We start from the raw sequence: 19,467 nt of genomic DNA on the forward strand, positions 1-19,467 counted from the left end.
ATCCCTCTGCAAATGCGGAGGGATTTTTTGTTAGCTCGCTGCGCTCAGCAGCTTAATAAATTCATCGAACAAGTAACGAGAATCGTGCGGGCCAGGCGATGCTTCCGGGTGATACTGTACCGAGAATGCCGGGTGATCTTTCCTACGAATACCCTCGATCGTCCTGTCGTTCAGGTTAACATGTGTTACCTCGATATCAGGATGGTTTTCAATCTCTTCTGGATTGACCGCAAATCCATGGTTCTGTGATGTAATTTCGCAAAGACCCGTAATCAGGTTTTTCACCGGGTGGTTCAGACCTCGGTGACCGTGGTGCATTTTATAAGTATTGATTCCACTCGACAGAGCCAGTAGCTGGTGTCCCAGACAAATTCCGAAAAGTGGCTTGTCAGTCTCAACCATTTGCTTCACGCTCGTTACGGCATAGGCCATGGCCGAGGGATCCCCGGGACCGTTTGAAATGAAGAAGCCGTCCGGCTTCCATTCCATTACTTCCTCGTAAGAAGCTTGCGCTGGAAACACCTTGCAATAGCAACCTCGTGAAGTCAGGTTATTAAGGATACTCTTTTTGATCCCATAGTCCATTACCGCTACCCTCCATTTTGCAGTAGCTTCATCTCCCATATAATATGCCTCCTCGGTAGTTACCTCCGAAGATAATTCAAGTCCGTCCATCGACGGGATTTTCTTCAACTCCTTCATGAGCTCCTCCTCATCCAGAATCTCGGATGAGATGATCGCATTCATTACTCCTTTCTGTCTCACATGACGCACCAGGTGGCGTGTGTCTACATTACTAACGCCCACGATGTTTGCCCTTTCAAAATACTCCTGCAAGGAAAAATCTGCCGTATCCCTGGAATAGATCTGAGAGAAAGTGTTACAAACCATTCCGCGGATCTTTACGGAACCAGATTCTTCCTCATCTTCGAGCTGAACCCCGTAGTTACCAATGTGCGAATTGGTGTTAACAATGATTTGTCCGTAATAAGAAGGATCGGTGTAAATCTCCTGGTATCCGGTCATACCGGTATTAAAGCAAATTTCACCGCCTGTGGTGCCATGTATTCCCAAAGCTAGTCCTCTGTATGCGGTTCCGTCTTCTAGCAACAACAGAGCTTCCTTTTTCTGATTCATATATGGTTTATTCTGTTTATCTACCCGCCTCAGAGGCCATTCCTTGCGAGGTGATTTCTATTTTAATGCAAAAATACAGTTTTTCACTCATAAAAAAGGGTTAAACGAGACCGTTCAACCCTTTTCCTATATTTCAATTTTCGATTTCCAAACTATTCTTTCTCAGTTTCGCCTGGCAATTCTTCAGTCTTAGGAGCTTCCTCAGCAGCTGACTCTGTCTCAGCTACGATTGGATGATCTTCCTTTTTCACCGGGGCAGCTGCTTCCGCTTCCACGCCATCTGCCTTTTTACCACTACCTCCTCTTCTGCTACGACGAGTCTTAGCAGGCTTGTCAGCATTAGCAAGCAGCAATGCGTCATTGAAATCAACCAATTCAATCAGGGCTGTCTCAGCAGCATCACCCAAACGGTTACCCAGCTTGATGATACGCGTATACCCCCCAGGGCGAGAGGCAATTTTATCTGAAACAATTCCGAAAAGCTCCTTTGTGGATTCTTTATCGTTCAGATAAGCAAATGCCACCCTTCTGTTATGGGTAGTGTCTTCCTTCGCACGAGTCAGCAGAGGCTCAACGAACTTGCGAAGTTCTTTTGCCTTTGCCAGGGTTGTTTCAATTCTTTTGTGGAGAATCAAAGAGGAAGCCATATTGGAAAGCATTGCCTTCCGGTGTGATGCTGTTCTTCCTAAGTGATTGTCTTTCTTACCGTGTCTCATTGTTTTGTTGTTTAGTTGCTTCGAGCGGCGACAGGCGCGCTACAGAATACATACTTATGATTGGAATACTAATTAATCCTCGTCCAGACGATACTTCGTCACGTCCATTCCAAATGTGAGCTGTTTATCAGCCACCAGCTGCTCCAACTCGGTCAGAGACTTCTTACCGAAGTTGCGGAACTTCATCATGTCGGAAATTTCAAGCCTCACCAAGTCACCAAGTGATTTGACGTCCGCTGATTTCAAACAGTTGTAAGCGCGTACTGAAAGATCCAGTTCCGACAATGAAGTCTTCAGAAGCTTTCTCATACGCAGCATTTCCTCATCTACCTGGTTGTCCTCTTCTGCTTTTTGCTTCTCAAACGTCATCGTTTGATCAGAGAACAACATAAAGTGTTGAATCAGAATATTTGCAGCACCTTTCAATGCATCCTCAGGGTGGATTGAACCGTCCGTCTGGATATCAATTAAAAGGCGTTCGTAGTCCGTACGCTGTTCCACACGTGTGTTTTCCACACTGTATTTCACATTTTTGATCGGAGTATAGATAGAGTCTACCGCGATATAACCAAAAGGCAGTTCATTAGCTCTTGGTTCGTCAGCCGGTACATAACCTCTACCCTTATCCAGGAGAAGCTCCATTTCGAACTCCTTCTGATCATCAATATGGCAAATGACCTGATCCGGATTCAAAACCTCAAAAGCGCTCGTAAACTTGCCAATGTCGCCGGCGGTGATCACCGATACATTTTTCAAGTTTACTACGATCCTACTCTCACTCAGGTCAGAAACTTTTTTAAAACGAACCATTTTCAGGTTCAGGATGATTTCTGTAACATCCTCAACTATACCTTCGATAGAAGAAAATTCATGAAGAACTCCTGGGAACTTCACGCTCGTAATGGCATAACCTTCCAAAGAAGAAAGGAGAATTCTACGCAACGCATTACCAATGGTTACGCCGTATCCTTTCTCTAAAGGCTTAAACTCAAACAACCCGTGAAAGTCGTCTGCTTTCTCCATGACGACCTTATCAGGCATTTGGAAAGCTAATATTGACATAGTCCTTGCTCCTTTTATAGTAGTAAATGATAGTTGATCACGCTACCTTACCTTTGCGATCGCAAAATTGGCCGTTTCCGGCAAAAAAAGCACTGCCCCGAATATTCGGGGAGTGCATGTAATATGAAGATTATTATTTAGAATACAATTCAACGATAAGCTGCTCGTTGATGTTTTCCGGAATTTGTTCACGTTCTGGGAATGTTACGAACTTGCCAGACAATTGCTGACCGTCCCATTCAAGCCAGTTGAAGCCTTTGGAACTATGTCCTGCCAGGCTACCTGTTACTGCTTCAAGAGATTTCGATTTCTCGCGAACCGTAACAACCTGTCCCGGACGCAATGAGTAAGAAGGAATGTTAACAATCTCTCCGTCTACCAGGATGTGCTTGTGCGAAACAAGCTGACGTGCAGCGCGCCGTGTAGGAGCGATACCCAAACGATAAACTGTGTTGTCCAAACGGGCTTCACAGTATCTCAGAAGGTTTTCACCGGTGAGCCCTGCTTTAACAGAAGCTTTCTCAAACAAACTACGGAATTGTCTTTCGAGAATACCATAGATGAATTTCACTTTTTGTTTCTCCGCTAATTGCAGAGCGTACTCTGACTTCTTAGAGCGGCGACCCTTTCCGTGCATACCGGCAGGGTAATTCTTTTTCGCAAGCGCTTTGCTTGGGCCCAGGATGGGCTCTCCGTAACGTCTTGCAATTTTGGTTTTGGGACCTGTATAACGTGCCATTAAAACTATTTGTTTACTTATTAATTAAAAACCATTCAGTAACCCCAGTGTCCAAATTACGAATGGGTATCCTCAGCGGATACTATTTACTATACTCTACGACGTTTTGGAGGACGGCATCCGTTGTGTGGAAGCGGAGTGATGTCACGAATAGTGGTCACCTCGATACCTGCATTCTGAATAGTACGGATAGCCGACTCACGGCCTGATCCTGGTCCTTTAACGAAAACTTCTGCTTTACGCATTCCAAGGTCAAAAGCAACCTGCGCTGCACTTTGAGCCGCAGTTTGAGCTGCATAAGGCGTATTCTTTTTAGAACCACGGAATCCCATTTTACCCGCAGAACCCCAGGAAATAACCTGGCCATTGCTGTTAGTAATTGAGATAATGATATTATTGAAAGAGGCCTTGATGTGAACCTGACCAACAGGCTCAACAACAACCACTCTCTTTTTTGCTTTATCTTTTCTTTTATTCTGTGCCATTGCTTCTCGAATAAGTTGTGGATCACTCCACCGCTCATTATTTATTTAGTAGCCTTTTTCTTGTTAGCGATTGTTTTGCGTTTACCCTTACGAGTACGTGAGTTGTTCTTCGTTCTCTGTCCACGCAATGGCAATCCTTTGCGGTGGCGTAGGCCACGATAACAAGCAATGTCCATAAGACGCTTAATGCTCAACTGAACTTCAGACTTAAGAGCGCCTTCTACCTTGAATTCTCCGGCAATAACACCACGAATCGCACCAGACTCATCATCGGTCCAGTCGATTACTTTTTTGTTCAAATCAACACCCGCTTTTTCGAGAATTTTCTTAGCCGAGCTACGGCCAATTCCGAAAATATAAGTCAACGAGATCTCGCCTCTTTTACGGTCTGGAATATCTACTCCTGCAATACGTGCCATAATTATTATCCTTGTCTTTGTTTATACCGTGGGTTTTTCTTGTTGATTACATACACCTTACCCTTCCGGCGGATAACCTTGCAGTCTTCACTGCGCTTCTTAACTGATGCTTTGACTTTCATCTGATTAAACTTTGTGTTAATTTAAGGTAATCAATCCCCTTACTTATATCGATATGTAATCCGGGCTTTCGATAAGTCGTAAGGAGACATTTCTAGCTTTACTCGGTCGCCCGGCAATATTTTGATATAGTGCATTCTCATCTTTCCAGAAATATGAGCTATCACTTCGTGTTTATTCTCTAATACAACACGAAACATTGCGTTTGACAATGCTTCGAGAATTACTCCATCTTGTTCGATTGATGCTTGTTTTGCCATTCGTAGCTTCTGTTACTGTACTTCTACCATAAGGCTGGTGTTGGCCGTTACTTTTTCAATGTAATCGAAGGTTGTCAGGATCTCCGCTTTGCCTTTCCGTACTACCACAGTGTGTTCAAAATGCGCAGAATACTTTCTGTCGTTAGTCCTGATCGTCCAGCCGTCGCGTTCCTGCACTACTGCCTTTGCCCCCAGATTGATCATCGGCTCGATAGCCAGAACCATTCCTTCTCTCAATCGTATTCCTTTACCGCGCTTTCCGTAATTTGGTACTTCCGGGGCTTCGTGCAAATCCTTGCCAACCCCATGTCCTACCAACTCTCTCACTACCGTATAACCACGGTCTTCCACAAAACTCTGAACTGCGTGGCCGATATCGCCGATCCGAAGACCATCCACCGCCTGCTCTATTCCCTTATAGAGGGATTTTTTCGTAGCGGTAAGAAGATTCATCACCTCCCTGGATACTTCCCCCACGGGATAAGTGTAGGCGCTGTCACTATGAAATCCATTCAACTTCACTCCGCAATCGATGGAAACAATGTCCCCTTCTTTCAGCACATAGCCCCCGGGGATGCCGTGGACTACAACTTCATTAACCGATATACAAAGAGAAGCCGGAAATTTGTTAAATCCCTTAAATGAAGGAATTCCACCATTATCTCTGATATATTCCTCGGCAACCGCATCCAGTTTTCCAGTTGTAACACCCGGTTTTACCCAGGTGGCTACTTCCGCATGTGCCTTGCCGAGCAGTTGAGCACTAACCTTTATCAGGTTTATTTCCTCTTCTGTCTTAAGATAAATCATTTCAGATTGCTACGCTCTCGGTGCGTCCTTTTACACGTCCCGACTTCATTAAGCCTTCGTAGCGACGCATCAGCAAGTAGCTTTCAACTTGTTGAAGTGTATCCAACACCACGCCGACCATGATCAGCAATGACGTTCCTCCGAAGAAGTGAGCGAAGTCCGTAGAGATTCCCAAAAGACTTGCGAATGCCGGCAAAGTTGCAACAACTGCCAACATCAACGCTCCTGGGAAAGTAATGCGGTCCAATACAGAACTGATATATTCAGATGTCTGCTGACCTGGTTTAACACCCGGAATAAACCCGCCTCCACGCTTCATATCATCAGCGATTTGCTGCGGATTGACTGAGATCGCGGTATAGAAGAACGTAAATACAATAATCAGTACTGCAAACAGCAAGTTGTATTGCCAGGTAGTGTAGTTAGCAAAAATCGTTGCTACGTTGCTGGCAAAATCACTCTTCTCAGCGAAATAAGATGCACCCAAGGAAGGGATAAACATCAAAGCCTGAGCAAAAATGATGGGCATTACACCTGCCGCATTTAACTTCAATGGAAGATACTGACGTTGTCCACCCATTACACGGTTACCAACTACCTGCTTTGCGTACTGGATAGGTATTCTGCGAACAGCCTGGGTCAACATTACTGCCCCCATAATCACGAAGTACAAGGCAACAATTTCCAAAACGAAGAGAAGGATCGAACCACTCCCCCGAGAAACAAACTCCTTGTAGATCGCACCAGGAAAACGCGAAACGATACCGATCATGATCAGCATCGATATACCGTTACCAATTCCTTTGTCTGTAATCCTCTCACCAAGCCACATGCAAAACATGGTACCAGCGGTGAGAACAAATACCGAAGAAATTGTGAACATGCTTCTCGTCACCAGAAGAGCCTCGTCAGGTACAGTTGTATTCAAATAAGCAGTACCCTGAACAAGTGTTACAACGATAGTCAGAACGCGGGTGATTTGGTTCAGCTTTTTACGTCCGGATTCCCCTTCCTTCTGCATCTTCTGGAAATATGGCAACGCCATCGTCAACAGTTGAATAGCAATGGAAGCGGAAATGTAAGGCATGATACCCAACGCAAAAATGGAAGCTTTACTGAAAGCTCCACCCAGGAAAGTATCCAGCAAACCTAACAATCCCTGAGATGATACATTCATTTGATCAGGTTCTACACCTGGCAACGCAACGTAAGACCCCAACCGGAAGATCGTTATAAACAAAAGAGTGTTGAGAATACGTGTTCTCAACTCCTCAATCGCAAATATGTGTTTTATAGTCTCTAAAAATCGTTTCATCTTCTGGGCTTACAACGCTCTGTTCAAAGTAAACAAATTCTGTCGGGTAAAGCAGCTAAATTACAGTTTGACTGTTTTACCTCCCGCTTTCTCGATCGACTCTACTGCCGATGCGGAAAACCCATGAGCCTGAACCTCTACCGCAGAAGTAATCTGACCTCTGTTCAAGATTTTGACCAGGTCGTTCTTCGCGCTAAGACCATTTTCACGAATCAGATCAAGCGTTACAACGGCCGCTCCGGTTTTTTCAACCAATGCCTGAATTGCATCCAGGTTCAACGCCTTGTATTCAACGCGGTTGATGTTATTGAAACCGAATTTCGGCAAACGTCTCTGAAGAGGCATTTGACCACCTTCAAAACCCAGCTTCCGGCTATAACCGGAACGAGACTGCGCTCCTTTATGTCCACGTGCAGCAGTTCCTCCTTTTCCGGATCCCTGACCACGCCCAACCCGCTTTCCTACTTTAACAGAACCAGCAGCCGGCTTTAATGAACTTAGATTCATACTATTCGTATATTAAATTTCTTCAACTTTAACCAAGTGGCTTACCTTGCGGATCATACCCGCAATGGCGTCGCTGTTCTCTTTTTCAACAGACCGGTTCAACTTACCGAGACCCAATGCTTTGATAGTCAGCTTTTGATTCTCAGGGCGGTCAATTGTGCTTTTAACTTGTGTAATACGTACTTTTGACATGATTACTCTCAGATAAGGGATAATCCCGTGGGGATTATCCGTTGAATACTTTCTCCAATTTGACACTACGTTGGAAAGCAACCTGATGCGGAGCTCTCATCTTCAAAAGAGCATCGATTGTAGCCTTGATAACGTTGTGCGGATTCGAGGATCCTTTGGATTTCGCAAGTACGTCCTTGATACCTGCGCTTTCCAGCACCGCGCGCATCGGGCCACCTGCCAGTACACCTGTACCAGGAGCAGCCGGCTTGATCAGAACGAAACCACCGCTGAACTTACCTTCCATTTCGTGAGGAACGGTATGTTTAAGCATCGGAACTTGGATCAGGTTTTTCTTAGCATCGTCGATTCCTTTGGCGATCGCGTCAGTTACTTCATTGGCTTTGCCCAATCCGTAACCTACTACTCCGTTACCGTCTCCCACTACCACGATGGCAGAGAAGCTAAAACGGCGACCACCTTTTACTACTTTTGCCACCCGGTTGATCGCTACTACGCGCTCTTTCAGGTCAGATTCGTTAACCTTTGAAGGTCTTGTATTTGTAGACATAGTCTTTGTTATACTTAGAATTTCAGGCCACCCTCACGAGCTCCGTCGGCCAATGCTTTTACCTTACCGTGGTACAAATATCCGTTACGGTCAAAAACTACTGCCTGGATACCTGCTTCCTGCGCTTTTTCAGCGATCTTTTTACCTACCTGGGCAGCAACTTCAACGTTTGCGTTTTCTTTTCTGCCTCCCAGATCTACCGATGATGCACTTGCTAGGGTAATTCCTTTAATGTCATCGATAATCTGTGCATATATGCTGGTGTTTGAACGGAAGACCGAAAGTCTCGGACGTTCTGCGCTCCCCTTCACCCGTTTCCGGATATGAAGTTTCAAGCGTGTTCTTCTATCTGCTTTTGCGTTAGCCATCTTTAATCTTATCTTACTTGTTTATAACATTGATCGGTGGCTACGCACTATTTCTTAGAAGCAGACTTACCTGCTTTACGACGGACCACTTCACCAACAAAACGTATACCTTTTCCTTTGTAAGGCTCTACTTTACGCAGGGATTTGATTTTCGCTGCTACTGCACCAATCAGCTCTTTGTCGATTCCTTCCAGGATAACCTTAGGATTCTGACCTTTTTCTGAAGTCGTGGTAACCTTGATCTCTCCGGGGATCGCCATGAAAATATTGTGAGAGTAACCCAATTGAAGTTCGAGAACATTGTTCGCCGAGCTCGCCTTGTAACCCACCCCGATGATTTCAAGCTCACGCTTGTAACCTGCATCCACACCGATCACCATGTTGTTGATCAGTGAGCGATACAGACCATGTAATGCTTTATGACGCTTCTGTTCTGTTGGGCGCTTCACCTTAAGTTCGCTGCCTTCAACTTCAACCGTGATATCGCTATCAACGGTTTGGGTAAGTGTGCCTTTTGGGCCCTTTACAGATACTACGTTATCTTCTGCAACCGATACAGATACACCTGCGGGCAAAACGATAACTTTATTTCCTATTCGTGACATTTCCTGAATAACTTTTAAATATTAATACACGAAACATAACACTTCACCACCCACATTCAGTGTCTTCGCTTCTTTATCTGTCATTACACCTTTCGATGTAGAGATAATCACTGTGCCTAAGCCTCCCAAAACGCGTGGAAGTGTAGATGAGCCTGAATATTTGCGTAATCCAGGTTTACTAACTCTCTCCAATTTCACAATTGCAGATTGTTTCGTCACAGGATTGTATTTCAAAGCTATCTTGATCGTTCCCTGAGGACCTACTTCATCAAATTTATAACTCTGAATATACCCTTTATCAAAAAGTACCTTTGTAATCTCTTTTTTTATGTTGGATGCAGGTATCTCAACAACCCTATGCTTCGCTTTGATAGCGTTTCTGAGTCTCGTCAGATAGTCTGCTATGGGATCCGTTAACATGTTTATGCCAAGTTTAAACACCCCCTTTTAAACGGGAGTGCAAAGTTAAGTAATTGAAATCAGAATTGAAAGTATTCTTACCAACTTGATTTTGTAACTCCTGGAATTTTGCCGTCTGACGCCATATCGCGGAACAGTACTCTGGAAATTCCGAATTTACGCATATATCCGCGAGGTCTTCCAGTGATCTTGCAGCGATTGTGCAGACGAACCGGAGAAGAGTTACGTGGTAACTTGTCAAGACCAACCCAGTCACCGGCAGCTTTCAACTTGGTACGCTTTTCAGCATAACGTGCTACTAGCTCTTGTCTTTTTCTCTCCCGTGCTTTTACTGATTCTTTTGCCATTGTCGGTAAATAATCTTTGTAGTATTTTCTTATTTATTCGCGTTGGTGAAAGGCATACCCAATGCTTTCAGCAGTTCGTAGCTCTCTTCGTCAGAATTGGTTGAAGTCACAAATGTGATATCCATACCACTGATCTTGTTCACTTTTTCGATGCTGATCTCAGGGAAAATAATCTGCTCCTTCACACCGAACGTATAATTTCCTCGTCCATCAAATCCCTTATCGCTGATCCCTTTGAAGTCACGTACACGTGGCATTGCAATGCTGGTCAAACGATCCAGGAATTCGTACATTCGATCGCCACGAAGCGTCACTTTTGCTCCGATAGGCATATTCTCACGCAACTTAAAGTTCGAAACTGCTTTCTTAGAAATAGTTGCAATTGCTTTCTGTCCTGTAATCAGGCTCAACTCTTCTACACCGGTGTCAACAAGTTTCTTATCTGCAACAGCAGCACCAATTCCCTTATTGATAACAATCTTTGTCAAACGGGGAACCTGCATGCTTGACTTATACTGGAATTTCCCCTTCAATTGCGAAACGATTTCGCTTACGTATTTCTCTTTTAATCTAGGCTGTGCCATGTTTGAAAGTGATTATGTGGATTGCCGACCCACGCGCTTGGTTATAAACTTAACTGCTCTCGGCAAATCCGGGTTACAAAAGGTTCCCGGATTTCTTTGAATAGCGTTGTAACTTTCCTTTGTCGTTCGCTTTCCGGCCGGTTCTTGAAGCTTCTCCCGTCTTAGGATCTACTACCATCAGATTACTGATGTGAATTGTGCCTTCAAGCTTCTCTATGCTTCCCTGTGGATTCTGTGCATTAGGCTTCACATGCTTTGTGATCATGTTTACGCCTTCCACGGTAGCTCTTTGTTTTTCTACAAGCACCTTTTTGATTACGCCGGTCTCGCCTTTCGCATTACCAGAAATAACTTTAACAGTATCCCCTTTGCGAACATGCAATTTTGCGGGTGCCTTTTTATTTGTACTTTCCATTGAGGTATTCTCTTAAACAGTTTAAAGAAATACTGACATTTTGATTTCTTACAACACTTCTGGTGCCAGTGACACGATCTTCATGAATTGCTTCTCACGCAATTCCCTTGCAACAGGTCCGAAGATACGTGAACCACGGGGTTCATCGTTGTTGTTCAATAAAACGGCCGCATTATCTTCAAACCGGATGTAAGTCCCGTCCTTGCGACGCACTTCTTTTTTCGTGCGTACAACTACGGCTTTCGATACCGTTCCTTTTTTCATGTTGCTCGAAGACAGAGCGGATTTCACTGTCACGACGATCTTATCGCCCACCGAAGCATAACGCTTTCCAGTTCCACCCAGCACCCGGATTACGAGTACTTCCTTTGCGCCACTGTTATCGGCTACTGACAGTCTTGATTCTTGCTGTACCATGATTATTTCGCTCTTTCAAGGATTTCTACCAATCTCCAACGCTTGTTTTTGCTAAGCGGACGAGTTTCCATTACACGGATGGTATCGCCGATACCCACTTGGTTGGTTTCGTCATGCACCATCAGTTTGGTAGTTTTTGTCATAAACTTACCGTACTTGGCATGCTTCACTTTACGCACGACAGTGATCACACAGGATTTCTCCATTTTGTTACTCACCACCTTGCCAATTCTCTCTTTACGTAAATTTCTTTCTGTTGCCTCCATAATTTCTAAACTGTTTACTGTTGGTTAGATTTAGCCGACAGCTCGGTTAAGAGTCTTGCAATTTCCTTACGTGAGGCGCGAATACGCAAAGGATTCTCAATTGGAGAAATAGCATGCGCAAATTTCAACCGGAGTAAGCGCTCTCTCTCTTGGGCGATCTGCTCTTTAAGCTGATCCTGCGACAGATTCTTTATTTCTTTACTAGTCATTGCTTTAAATAATTAGCGTTCTTAATACGTTCGGACTAACTTCTATTCCTGATAATCCCGGCGTACGACGAACTTTGTCTTAATTGGCAACTTTTGTGCAGCCAAACGCAATGCTTCGTTTGCGGTATCCAGCGCAACACCAGTCGCTTCGAAAATAATAGTTCCAGGTTTAACAGGAGCTACCCAATACTCAGGGGCACCCTTTCCTTTACCCATACGAACCTCTGCAGGTTTCTTGGTGATCGGCTTGTCTGGGAAAACCCGGATCCAAACCTGACCTTCGCGTTTCATTGCACGTGTTACCGAGATACGGGCTGCTTCGATCTGACGAGCAGTCAACCAACCTGGTTCCAGCGCCTTTATTGCAAACGATCCAAAAGCGATCTCATGTCCGCGGGTCGCGAGACCGTTGTGCGAACCTTTGTTCTTTTGTTGCTTGCGAAATTTTGTCCTTTTCGGCTGTAACATGATTCTAATCTATTTGAACCGGTTTGATACCGGAAAGTATCTGATTACTTCTTCTTGTTCTTGTTGCGTTTGCGACGATCTGCATCACCGCCTCCTCCTTCACCACGTGGAGCACCGTCGTTTCTGTCACGACCGCCTCTTCTGTCACCTCTTCCGCCACGGTCGTTACCACCCCGTTCGCCGCCGCCTGCACTTCTGTCAGCTCTGTCAGAAGCAGCAGTTGCTGCACTTGGAGTCAGATCACGTTTTCCGTACAATTCACCTTTGAAGATCCATACTTTGATACCGATCTTTCCGTAGATGGTTTGCGCTTCTGAGATAGCGTAATCGATGTCCGCTCTCAATGTATGCAAAGGAATACGTCCTTCTTTGTATTCTTCTGTACGGGCCATTTCAGCACCACCCAGACGACCCGCCAACCGGATTTTGATTCCTTGTGTTCCTACACGCATGGCCGAAGCGATAGATTGCTTCATTGCACGACGGTAAGAGATACGAGCCTGCAATTGCTGGGCGATAGCCTCACCTACCAGTTTCGCATCGATTTCAGGACGTTTGATTTCGTAGATGTTGATCTGAACATCCTTTCCTGTAATCTTTTTAAGCTCTTCCTTGATTTTATCGACCTCGCTACCACCTTTACCAATTACGATACCCGGACGGGCAGTGTGGATGGTCAAAGTGATGCGCTTCAATGTACGTTCAATAACTACTTTGGAAATTGATCCTTTGGGGATACGCGCCTTGATGTAGTTACGGATTTTTTCGTCTTCAACCAATTTGTCAGAGAAGTCTTTTCCTCCGTACCAGCTAGATTCCCATCCTCTAACAATTCCTAGTCTCAGACCTATAGGATTAACCTTTTGTCCCATTCGATATAGATCGTTTTACTTATGATTCGCTAATTACTGCTTCATTTACTGACACCGATGCATCATCAACCACAATAGTAATGTGGTTGGAACGCTTACGGATCCGGTGTGCTCTTCCCTGGGGTGCAGGGCGCAAACGCTTCAACATACGTCCACCGTCGATGAATACGGTCTTAACGATCAGATCAGCGTCTTCCAGCTTCGAACCTTCGTTCAGTTGCTGCCAGTTGGCAACCGCTGAAAGAAGTACTTTGTGCAAAACCGGCGATGAAGCTCTTGGTTGGAATTTTAAAAGTGCCAACGCTTTGCTGACCTTTTGTCCGCGAATCATGTCGGCCAACAGTCTCATCTTGCGAGGAGAAGTAGGCACATCTCTTAATATAGCTCTTGCTTCCATGTTCTTTCAGATATAGGCTCGTCCGTATACCGGACCAGCTACCGTCGACAATTATTTTCTTCCTTTATCTTTTTTTGCGGTATGACCACGGAAGTTACGGGTTGGAGAAAACTCTCCCAGCTTGTGACCTACCATGTTCTCAGTCACATACACGGGGATAAACTTGTTTCCGTTATGAACTGCAAATGTGTGCCCGATAAAATCAGGCGAAATCATTGAGCGTCGCGACCACGTCTTGATGACAGACTTACGAGAAGCATTATTCATTGCTTCAACTTTGTTCTCAAGACGAAAGTCGATATATGGTCCTTTTTTTAATGAGCGTGCCATGTTTTACTGCTTATTTTTTACGACGGCTGATAATCAATTTCTCAGAATGCTTGTTGCGGTTACGGGTCTTGAGACCTTTTGCAAACTGACCATTTCTAGAACGAGGTTGGCCACCTGACGAACGGCCTTCACCACCACCCATCGGGTGATCTACAGGGTTCATTGCAACACCACGTACGCGAGGACGACGTCCCAACCATCTTCTACGACCAGCTTTACCTAAAGCTACGTTCATATGGCTCGCATTGGATACTGTTCCTACCGTTGCAATGCAGGTCGACAAAACCATACGCATTTCACTTGACGGCATTTTCAATACAGCATACTTGCCTTCTCTTGCTACCAACTGCGCGTAAGCACCCGCACTTCTCGCAAACTGACCTCCTTTACCAGGAGTCAATTCGATGTTATGAACGATCGTACCGATTGGCATTGCTCCTAGAGGAAGTGCATTCCCTACCTCTGGTGCTACTGAATTGCCGGACACAATTACTTGTCCTACTTTCAGACCGTTTGGCGCGATGATGTATCTTTTTTCTTCATCTTCAAACTGAATCAGGGCTATACGCGCTGAACGGTTTGGATCGTATTCGATTGTAAGTACAGTAGCGGGAGCGTCGAAACGATTTCTTTTGAAATCGATCACACGGTACTTTCTTTTATGTCCGCCACCAATATATCGCATGGTACGATGTCCCTGGCTGTTACGACCACCCGTTTTCTTGATGGTTTCCAGAAGACTCTTTTCAGGTTTCGCAGCGGTGATCTCCTCGAAAGTAGGAGCCGAGCGGAAACGCTGACCAGCACTTGTAGGTTTTAATTTTTTAACTGCCATTTGCTATAAACTCGTCTAAGATTTGAATCGCTCAACTAGGCTTCACCGTAGATATCGATGACCTCGCCTTCGGCTACTGTAATGATAGCCTTCTTGATAGTTGACGTTTTTCCAGTCACAAACTTTCCTCCCGATGTGCGGGATTTGCTCTTACCAATGCTGCGCATGGTGTGAACGCTTTCTACGGTAACCCCGAACAGTTTCTCAACAGCCTTCTTGATCTCTACCTTGTTTGAAGTAAGGGAGACTTCGAAAGCGTATTTTCCTTGACCACCCTGAGCCGTTACCTTTTCGGTTATAATCGGACGTTTCAGTACACTCATTGTTATTTGTTCAATTGGGTTTCCAAAATAGAAATAGCAGATTCACTTATCAGAAGACGGTCTGCATTCATCAGGTCATATGTATTAACCGCATCCACAGTTGTAACTTTCGCTTTCGGAATGTTACGGCTCGACAGGTATACATTGTTGTCGATCGCCGGGAGGATCAATAATGTTTTTGTATTCACCAGAGAAAGTGAATTCAATACATTCAGGAAAGACTTCGTTTTAGGAGATTCGAAAGTGAATGCTTCCAAAACTGAAACAGCGTTTGATTGCGCCTTAACAGAAAGAGCCGACTTACGAGCCAAAGACTTAACTTTCTTGTTGATTTTGAAACCGTAGTCACGTGGACGTGGCCCAAAAATACGACCACCACCTACGAACACCGGAGACTTAATGCTACCTGCACGAGCTCCGCCGGTTCCTTTTTGGCGTTTGATTTTACGTGTAGAGTGGCTGATCTCTGCACGCTCTTTTGACTTGTGTGTCCCCTGACGCTGATTAGCCAGGTAAAGCTTCACATCGAGATAGATCGCGTGCGTGTTAGGTTCGATGCCGAAAATTTCCTCAGACACGTTTACCTTCTTGCCGGTATCTTCTCCTTTTATATTTAATACGGACAGTTCCATCGGTGCTACTTCTCAATAATTAGAAATGAATTCTTTGAACCCGGTACTGAGCCACTCACAACGAGAATATTCTGCTCAGGTATCACTTTCAGAATACGCAAATTCTGAATCTTTACACGATTGTTACCCATGCGTCCACCCATACGAATGCCTTTAAATACGCGCGATGGGAATGAACAAGCACCAATCGAACCTGGGTGACGCGCCCTGTTGTGCTGACCGTGTGTCTGGCCTCCAACCCCGGCAAATCCATGGCGCTTTACAACACCCTGAAAACCGCGTCCTTTGGCAGAACCCACAACATCAACAAACTCGCCCTCTTCAAAGATATCCTGAACGGATAGTGAAGTTCCAAGTTCATGCTCCACTTCAAATTCCTTGAACTCAACCAATTTTCTCTTGGGAGTTGTGTTGGCTTTCTTGAAGTGACCAATCATAGGCTGGGAGGTGTTCTTTTCCTTCTTCTCACCAAAACCTAACTGGATAGCCTTATAGCCATCCTTCTCTTCGGACCTAACTTGTGTAACAACACAAGGACCAGCTTGGATCACAGTACATGCCAGAGCCTGCCCGTCAGCATTGTACAAACTAGTCATTCCGATTTTTTTACCAATTAAACCAGACATGTTTGAAATTTAAATTTAGCAGGTAAAAACCCTTATTCTTTAAAACGGACTGCAAAGGTAGAAAAAACGATTTTAGCATCCAAGCAGCCCTAAAATATTTCTCGCTGATAATCAGCAAAAAAGGTCAGATGAACGAACATCTGACCTCATTTTTTGAAAAGCTGACTGATCCTTGGCGTAATCCCGTGCCTGTCAGGCTTTCTGAGCTCAGATGTGGTTTCCGGAGGATCCGGACCTTCATCCAATTTATGTGTTGGCTTAACTGAATAAGCCGGTAATAACTATACTTTGATCTCTACATCAACGCCGCTTGGCAATTCAAGCTTCATCAGGGCGTCTACTGTTTTTGCACTCGTAGAGAAGATATCTACCAAACGCTTGTAAGTACAAAGCTGGAACTGCTCTCTCGACTTCTTGTTCACGTGAGGGGAACGCAGAACAGTGAATTTCTCTGTCTTTGTCGGCAAAGGAATAGGACCGCTTACAACTGCGCCTGTCGCTTTCACTGCCTTTACAATTTTCTCGGCTGATTTGTCAACCAAGTTGTGGTCGAATGACCGAAGTTTGATACGAATTTTTTGATTCATCTTGCTTGTTTGTTTCCGGTTCAGAAAATTAATCAGAGTTGTTCTGATCATCCATCAGCGAAAGAACCATTTACTTCACTGACTCAAATCTATATAAAGAATCCGTTACCAGATCACTCTGATAACGGATCATTAATTTACGCTTTAACCAAACCTTTTGCCTTCTCGATAACACCATCAGCGATGTTATTCGGAACGATTTCGTAGTAAGCAAATGTCAGCGACGCCGTAGCACGACCTGATGACATAGTACGAAGGTCAGTTACATAACCGAACAATTCAGAAAGAGGTACATCAGCTTTGATAACCTGTGCTCCATTGCGGGAGTCCATACCTCTCATGATACCACGACGACGGTTAAGGTCACCTGTGATAGGTCCGGTGTATTCGTCAGGAGTCAGAACTTCAACGTGCATGATAGGCTCCATCAATTTCGATCCCGCGTGGCGAGCCGATTCTTTAAAACCAATCTTGGCAGCCAATTCGAAAGAAAGTGAATCTGAATCGACATCGTGGAATGAACCGTGGAACAAACGCACTTTCATCGAATCCAATGGATATCCTGCCAATGCACCGTTTACCATCGCAGCTTCGAAGCCTTTTTGTACCGGAGCGATGAATTCGCGAGGAATCGCACCACCCACTACTTCGTTCACAAACTGCAAACCTTGTTTTGGCTCTTTTCCTTCTTCGTTATCGTCACGTGGCCCGATTTCGAATACGATATCGGCAAATTTACCACGACCACCCGTTTGTTTTTTGTAAACCTCGCGGTGTTCGAAATTCTTGGTAAGGATCTCTTTGTAAGCAACCTGAGGAGCACCCTGGTTAACCTCCACTTTGAACTCACGACGCATACGGTCGATGATGATTTCAAGGTGAAGCTCACCCATACCTTTGATGATCGTCTGACCAGTCTCTTCGTTACTTTCAACTTGGAGGGTTGGATCTTCTTCGATCAGTTTGGTAATTGCTTTCGAGAAGTTATCGCTATCCGCAGCTTTCTTAGGCTCGATCGCATAACCGATTACCGGTTCCGGGAACACCATCGATTCGAGAACGATCGGTGATTTTTCCTCAGAAAGAGTATCTCCTGTTTTGATATCTTTAAAACCTACTACCGCACCGATGTCACCAGCTTCCAGCCTATCGATCTGGTTTTGCTTGTTGGCGTGCATCTGGAAGATACGGGAGATACGCTCTTTATTCCCTGAACGGTTGTTCAATACATAAGAACCTGATTCAAGTACACCCGAGTAAGAACGGATAAAGCAAAGACGACCTACATAAGGGTCAGTTGCAATCTTGAATGCCAACGCACAGAAAGGATCTTTTTCAGAAGGCTGACGGCTGATCTCGTTACCAGTACGCGGGTCTGTTCCGATAATGCTTTCACGGTCCAGAGGTGAAGGCAGGATAGCCATCACGTAATCCAGCATTGTTTGAACACCTTTATTTTTGAAAGAAGAACCGCAAACCATCGGTACGATCTTCATGCTGATAGTTGCAGCGCGCAATGCAGCAAGGATTTCGTCTTCCGAGATCGAGTTAGGATCTTCGAAATATTTCTCCATCAAAGTATCGTCGAACTCAGCAACCGCTTCGAGCAATTTCTCTCTCCATTCAGTAGCTTCTTCCAACATATCGTCAGGAATAGGCACCTCAGTGAAAGTCATACCCTTATCAGCTTCGTTCCACTCGATACCACGGAAGTTAACAAGGTCAACTACGCCACGGAAAGTATCCTCAGCGCCAATCGGCAATTGAAGAGGCACAGCGTAGCTTCCCAGCATTTCTTTAACCTGCGTACAAACTTTCAGGAAGTCTGCACCTGAACGGTCCATTTTATTTACGAAACCGATACGGGCAACATTATAGTTGTTGGCCAAGCGCCAGTTCGTTTCAGACTGAGGCTCAACACCATCTACTGCACTAAAAAGGAACACAAGACCATCCAATACACGAAGAGAACGGTTTACTTCTACTGTGAAGTCAACGTGTCCCGGAGTATCGATGATGTTGATGTGGTATTTCTCGTCGCGGTAGTTCCAGTTAACAGTCGTAGCTGCGGATGTAATGGTAATACCACGTTCCTGCTCCTGCTCCATCCAGTCCATCGTTGCAGCACCATCATGTACCTCCCCAATTTTGTGGCTTACCCCTGCGTAATAAAGAATACGCTCCGTAGTGGTTGTTTTTCCTGCGTCAATGTGAGCAGCAATACCTATGTTTCTTGTTAATCTTAAATCACGTGCCATGACAGATGGTGATGTGTTTTTTATATTCGATGTGCAATTCAATACGAAGCAATTTGAACTTTCAACGGTCGCGTAACTCGCTGGTTTTGAAAATTCAGAGCGCAAAAGTATAAATTGTTGATTATAAAAACAATTAAGGAAAAGTTATTTTTTTGAAAAAGATCAAAATAAAATCGGAAGCCTGGAATGACCAGAC

The 19,467-nt window shown here is 44.8% G+C and carries 32 protein-coding genes; all 32 read right to left on the reverse strand.

What is annotated here, in order from left to right; all coding sequences use genetic code 11:
* Positions 1 to 30: 30 nt before the first annotated feature.
* The 32 genes from carA to fusA all read right to left on the reverse strand — a co-directional run bounded on the left by carA (position 31) and on the right by fusA (position 19,271).
* Positions 31 to 1,137, reverse strand: coding sequence for a glutamine-hydrolyzing carbamoyl-phosphate synthase small subunit (carA, locus tag BP71_RS14255; protein ID WP_496380260.1), 1,107 nt, complete (start codon positions 1,135 to 1,137; stop codon positions 31 to 33).
* A gap of 152 nt (positions 1,138 to 1,289) precedes the next feature.
* Positions 1,290 to 1,853: a 50S ribosomal protein L17 gene (rplQ, locus tag BP71_RS14260; RefSeq protein ID WP_496380262.1), complete on the reverse strand. Its 564-nt coding sequence runs from the start codon at positions 1,851 to 1,853 to the stop codon at positions 1,290 to 1,292.
* A 72-nt stretch (positions 1,854 to 1,925) separates the two neighbouring features.
* The gene (locus BP71_RS14265; RefSeq protein WP_295929189.1) at positions 1,926 to 2,915 is read right to left on the reverse strand and encodes a DNA-directed RNA polymerase subunit alpha; all 990 of its coding nucleotides are present in this window, start codon (positions 2,913 to 2,915) and stop codon (positions 1,926 to 1,928) included.
* Between the two features lie 133 nt (positions 2,916 to 3,048).
* Complete coding sequence (gene rpsD, locus BP71_RS14270) at positions 3,049 to 3,654, reverse strand: 30S ribosomal protein S4 (protein WP_295929188.1); 606 nt, start codon at positions 3,652 to 3,654, stop codon at positions 3,049 to 3,051.
* A gap of 89 nt (positions 3,655 to 3,743) precedes the next feature.
* Entirely contained in the window at positions 3,744 to 4,139 is a 396-nt protein-coding gene (rpsK, locus tag BP71_RS14275) for a 30S ribosomal protein S11 (protein ID WP_015813813.1), read from the reverse strand.
* 41 nt (positions 4,140 to 4,180) lie between these two features.
* The gene (rpsM, locus tag BP71_RS14280) at positions 4,181 to 4,558 is read right to left on the reverse strand and encodes a 30S ribosomal protein S13 (RefSeq protein ID WP_026350534.1); all 378 of its coding nucleotides are present in this window, start codon (positions 4,556 to 4,558) and stop codon (positions 4,181 to 4,183) included.
* A 5-nt stretch (positions 4,559 to 4,563) separates the two neighbouring features.
* The gene (ykgO, locus tag BP71_RS14285; protein ID WP_015813811.1) at positions 4,564 to 4,680 is read right to left on the reverse strand and encodes a type B 50S ribosomal protein L36; all 117 of its coding nucleotides are present in this window, start codon (positions 4,678 to 4,680) and stop codon (positions 4,564 to 4,566) included.
* Positions 4,681 to 4,719: 39 nt separating this feature from the next.
* Complete coding sequence (gene infA, locus BP71_RS14290) at positions 4,720 to 4,938, reverse strand: translation initiation factor IF-1 (protein WP_015813810.1); 219 nt, start codon at positions 4,936 to 4,938, stop codon at positions 4,720 to 4,722.
* Positions 4,939 to 4,950: 12 nt separating this feature from the next.
* Entirely contained in the window at positions 4,951 to 5,748 is a 798-nt protein-coding gene (gene map, locus BP71_RS14295) for a type I methionyl aminopeptidase (protein WP_496380266.1), read from the reverse strand.
* A gap of 1 nt (position 5,749) precedes the next feature.
* Positions 5,750 to 7,063: a preprotein translocase subunit SecY gene (gene secY, locus BP71_RS14300; RefSeq protein WP_295929186.1), complete on the reverse strand. Its 1,314-nt coding sequence runs from the start codon at positions 7,061 to 7,063 to the stop codon at positions 5,750 to 5,752.
* 60 nt (positions 7,064 to 7,123) lie between these two features.
* The gene (rplO, locus tag BP71_RS14305) at positions 7,124 to 7,570 is read right to left on the reverse strand and encodes a 50S ribosomal protein L15 (protein ID WP_496380268.1); all 447 of its coding nucleotides are present in this window, start codon (positions 7,568 to 7,570) and stop codon (positions 7,124 to 7,126) included.
* Positions 7,571 to 7,582: 12 nt separating this feature from the next.
* Positions 7,583 to 7,762, reverse strand: a complete 180-nt coding sequence (rpmD, locus tag BP71_RS14310; RefSeq protein ID WP_090152043.1) for a 50S ribosomal protein L30 — start codon at positions 7,760 to 7,762, stop codon at positions 7,583 to 7,585.
* 34 nt (positions 7,763 to 7,796) lie between these two features.
* Positions 7,797 to 8,312, reverse strand: a complete 516-nt coding sequence (gene rpsE / locus BP71_RS14315) for a 30S ribosomal protein S5 (RefSeq protein WP_188934906.1) — start codon at positions 8,310 to 8,312, stop codon at positions 7,797 to 7,799.
* A gap of 14 nt (positions 8,313 to 8,326) precedes the next feature.
* Positions 8,327 to 8,680: a 50S ribosomal protein L18 gene (gene rplR, locus BP71_RS14320; RefSeq protein ID WP_496380271.1), complete on the reverse strand. Its 354-nt coding sequence runs from the start codon at positions 8,678 to 8,680 to the stop codon at positions 8,327 to 8,329.
* Positions 8,681 to 8,727: 47 nt separating this feature from the next.
* Positions 8,728 to 9,285 carry a 50S ribosomal protein L6 gene (gene rplF, locus BP71_RS14325; protein ID WP_496380273.1) on the reverse strand — a complete coding sequence of 186 codons (558 nt, stop codon included), beginning with the start codon at positions 9,283 to 9,285 and terminating at the stop codon, positions 8,728 to 8,730.
* A 21-nt stretch (positions 9,286 to 9,306) separates the two neighbouring features.
* On the reverse strand, positions 9,307 to 9,705 hold the full coding sequence (gene rpsH / locus BP71_RS14330) for a 30S ribosomal protein S8 (RefSeq protein ID WP_031528740.1): 399 nt from the start codon (positions 9,703 to 9,705) through the stop codon (positions 9,307 to 9,309).
* 77 nt (positions 9,706 to 9,782) lie between these two features.
* Positions 9,783 to 10,052, reverse strand: coding sequence for a 30S ribosomal protein S14 (rpsN, locus tag BP71_RS14335; protein WP_138480892.1), 270 nt, complete (start codon positions 10,050 to 10,052; stop codon positions 9,783 to 9,785).
* A gap of 29 nt (positions 10,053 to 10,081) precedes the next feature.
* Positions 10,082 to 10,636, reverse strand: coding sequence for a 50S ribosomal protein L5 (gene rplE / locus BP71_RS14340; RefSeq protein WP_250765544.1), 555 nt, complete (start codon positions 10,634 to 10,636; stop codon positions 10,082 to 10,084).
* A gap of 73 nt (positions 10,637 to 10,709) precedes the next feature.
* Positions 10,710 to 11,051 (reverse strand): 50S ribosomal protein L24, encoded by a 342-nt coding sequence (rplX, locus tag BP71_RS14345; protein WP_295929181.1) that lies wholly within the window; start codon positions 11,049 to 11,051, stop codon positions 10,710 to 10,712.
* Positions 11,052 to 11,099: 48 nt separating this feature from the next.
* Positions 11,100 to 11,468 carry a 50S ribosomal protein L14 gene (gene rplN, locus BP71_RS14350; RefSeq protein ID WP_015813798.1) on the reverse strand — a complete coding sequence of 123 codons (369 nt, stop codon included), beginning with the start codon at positions 11,466 to 11,468 and terminating at the stop codon, positions 11,100 to 11,102.
* 2 nt (positions 11,469 to 11,470) lie between these two features.
* Positions 11,471 to 11,734 carry a 30S ribosomal protein S17 gene (rpsQ, locus tag BP71_RS14355; RefSeq protein ID WP_090380017.1) on the reverse strand — a complete coding sequence of 88 codons (264 nt, stop codon included), beginning with the start codon at positions 11,732 to 11,734 and terminating at the stop codon, positions 11,471 to 11,473.
* Between the two features lie 14 nt (positions 11,735 to 11,748).
* The gene (gene rpmC, locus BP71_RS14360) at positions 11,749 to 11,943 is read right to left on the reverse strand and encodes a 50S ribosomal protein L29 (protein WP_015813796.1); all 195 of its coding nucleotides are present in this window, start codon (positions 11,941 to 11,943) and stop codon (positions 11,749 to 11,751) included.
* Between the two features lie 42 nt (positions 11,944 to 11,985).
* Positions 11,986 to 12,411: a 50S ribosomal protein L16 gene (gene rplP, locus BP71_RS14365; protein ID WP_496380276.1), complete on the reverse strand. Its 426-nt coding sequence runs from the start codon at positions 12,409 to 12,411 to the stop codon at positions 11,986 to 11,988.
* A gap of 44 nt (positions 12,412 to 12,455) precedes the next feature.
* A complete protein-coding gene (rpsC, locus tag BP71_RS14370) occupies positions 12,456 to 13,283 on the reverse strand; it encodes a 30S ribosomal protein S3 (RefSeq protein ID WP_496380278.1) in 828 nt (275 codons plus the stop codon).
* A gap of 19 nt (positions 13,284 to 13,302) precedes the next feature.
* Positions 13,303 to 13,680 (reverse strand): 50S ribosomal protein L22, encoded by a 378-nt coding sequence (gene rplV / locus BP71_RS14375; protein WP_295929179.1) that lies wholly within the window; start codon positions 13,678 to 13,680, stop codon positions 13,303 to 13,305.
* 51 nt (positions 13,681 to 13,731) lie between these two features.
* Positions 13,732 to 14,010 (reverse strand): 30S ribosomal protein S19, encoded by a 279-nt coding sequence (rpsS, locus tag BP71_RS14380; RefSeq protein ID WP_025764315.1) that lies wholly within the window; start codon positions 14,008 to 14,010, stop codon positions 13,732 to 13,734.
* A gap of 10 nt (positions 14,011 to 14,020) precedes the next feature.
* A complete protein-coding gene (gene rplB, locus BP71_RS14385; protein WP_496380281.1) occupies positions 14,021 to 14,845 on the reverse strand; it encodes a 50S ribosomal protein L2 in 825 nt (274 codons plus the stop codon).
* 35 nt (positions 14,846 to 14,880) lie between these two features.
* Positions 14,881 to 15,168, reverse strand: coding sequence for a 50S ribosomal protein L23 (gene rplW / locus BP71_RS14390; protein WP_496380283.1), 288 nt, complete (start codon positions 15,166 to 15,168; stop codon positions 14,881 to 14,883).
* Positions 15,169 to 15,170: 2 nt separating this feature from the next.
* The gene (gene rplD / locus BP71_RS14395) at positions 15,171 to 15,800 is read right to left on the reverse strand and encodes a 50S ribosomal protein L4 (protein WP_496380285.1); all 630 of its coding nucleotides are present in this window, start codon (positions 15,798 to 15,800) and stop codon (positions 15,171 to 15,173) included.
* 5 nt (positions 15,801 to 15,805) lie between these two features.
* Complete coding sequence (gene rplC, locus BP71_RS14400; RefSeq protein ID WP_295929175.1) at positions 15,806 to 16,426, reverse strand: 50S ribosomal protein L3; 621 nt, start codon at positions 16,424 to 16,426, stop codon at positions 15,806 to 15,808.
* Between the two features lie 281 nt (positions 16,427 to 16,707).
* Positions 16,708 to 17,013: a 30S ribosomal protein S10 gene (gene rpsJ, locus BP71_RS14405; protein WP_015813787.1), complete on the reverse strand. Its 306-nt coding sequence runs from the start codon at positions 17,011 to 17,013 to the stop codon at positions 16,708 to 16,710.
* Between the two features lie 137 nt (positions 17,014 to 17,150).
* The gene (gene fusA, locus BP71_RS14410; protein ID WP_496380287.1) at positions 17,151 to 19,271 is read right to left on the reverse strand and encodes an elongation factor G; all 2,121 of its coding nucleotides are present in this window, start codon (positions 19,269 to 19,271) and stop codon (positions 17,151 to 17,153) included.
* Positions 19,272 to 19,467: the final 196 nt, after the last annotated feature.

This window comes from Dyadobacter ginsengisoli DSM 21015 (assembly GCF_059568735.1).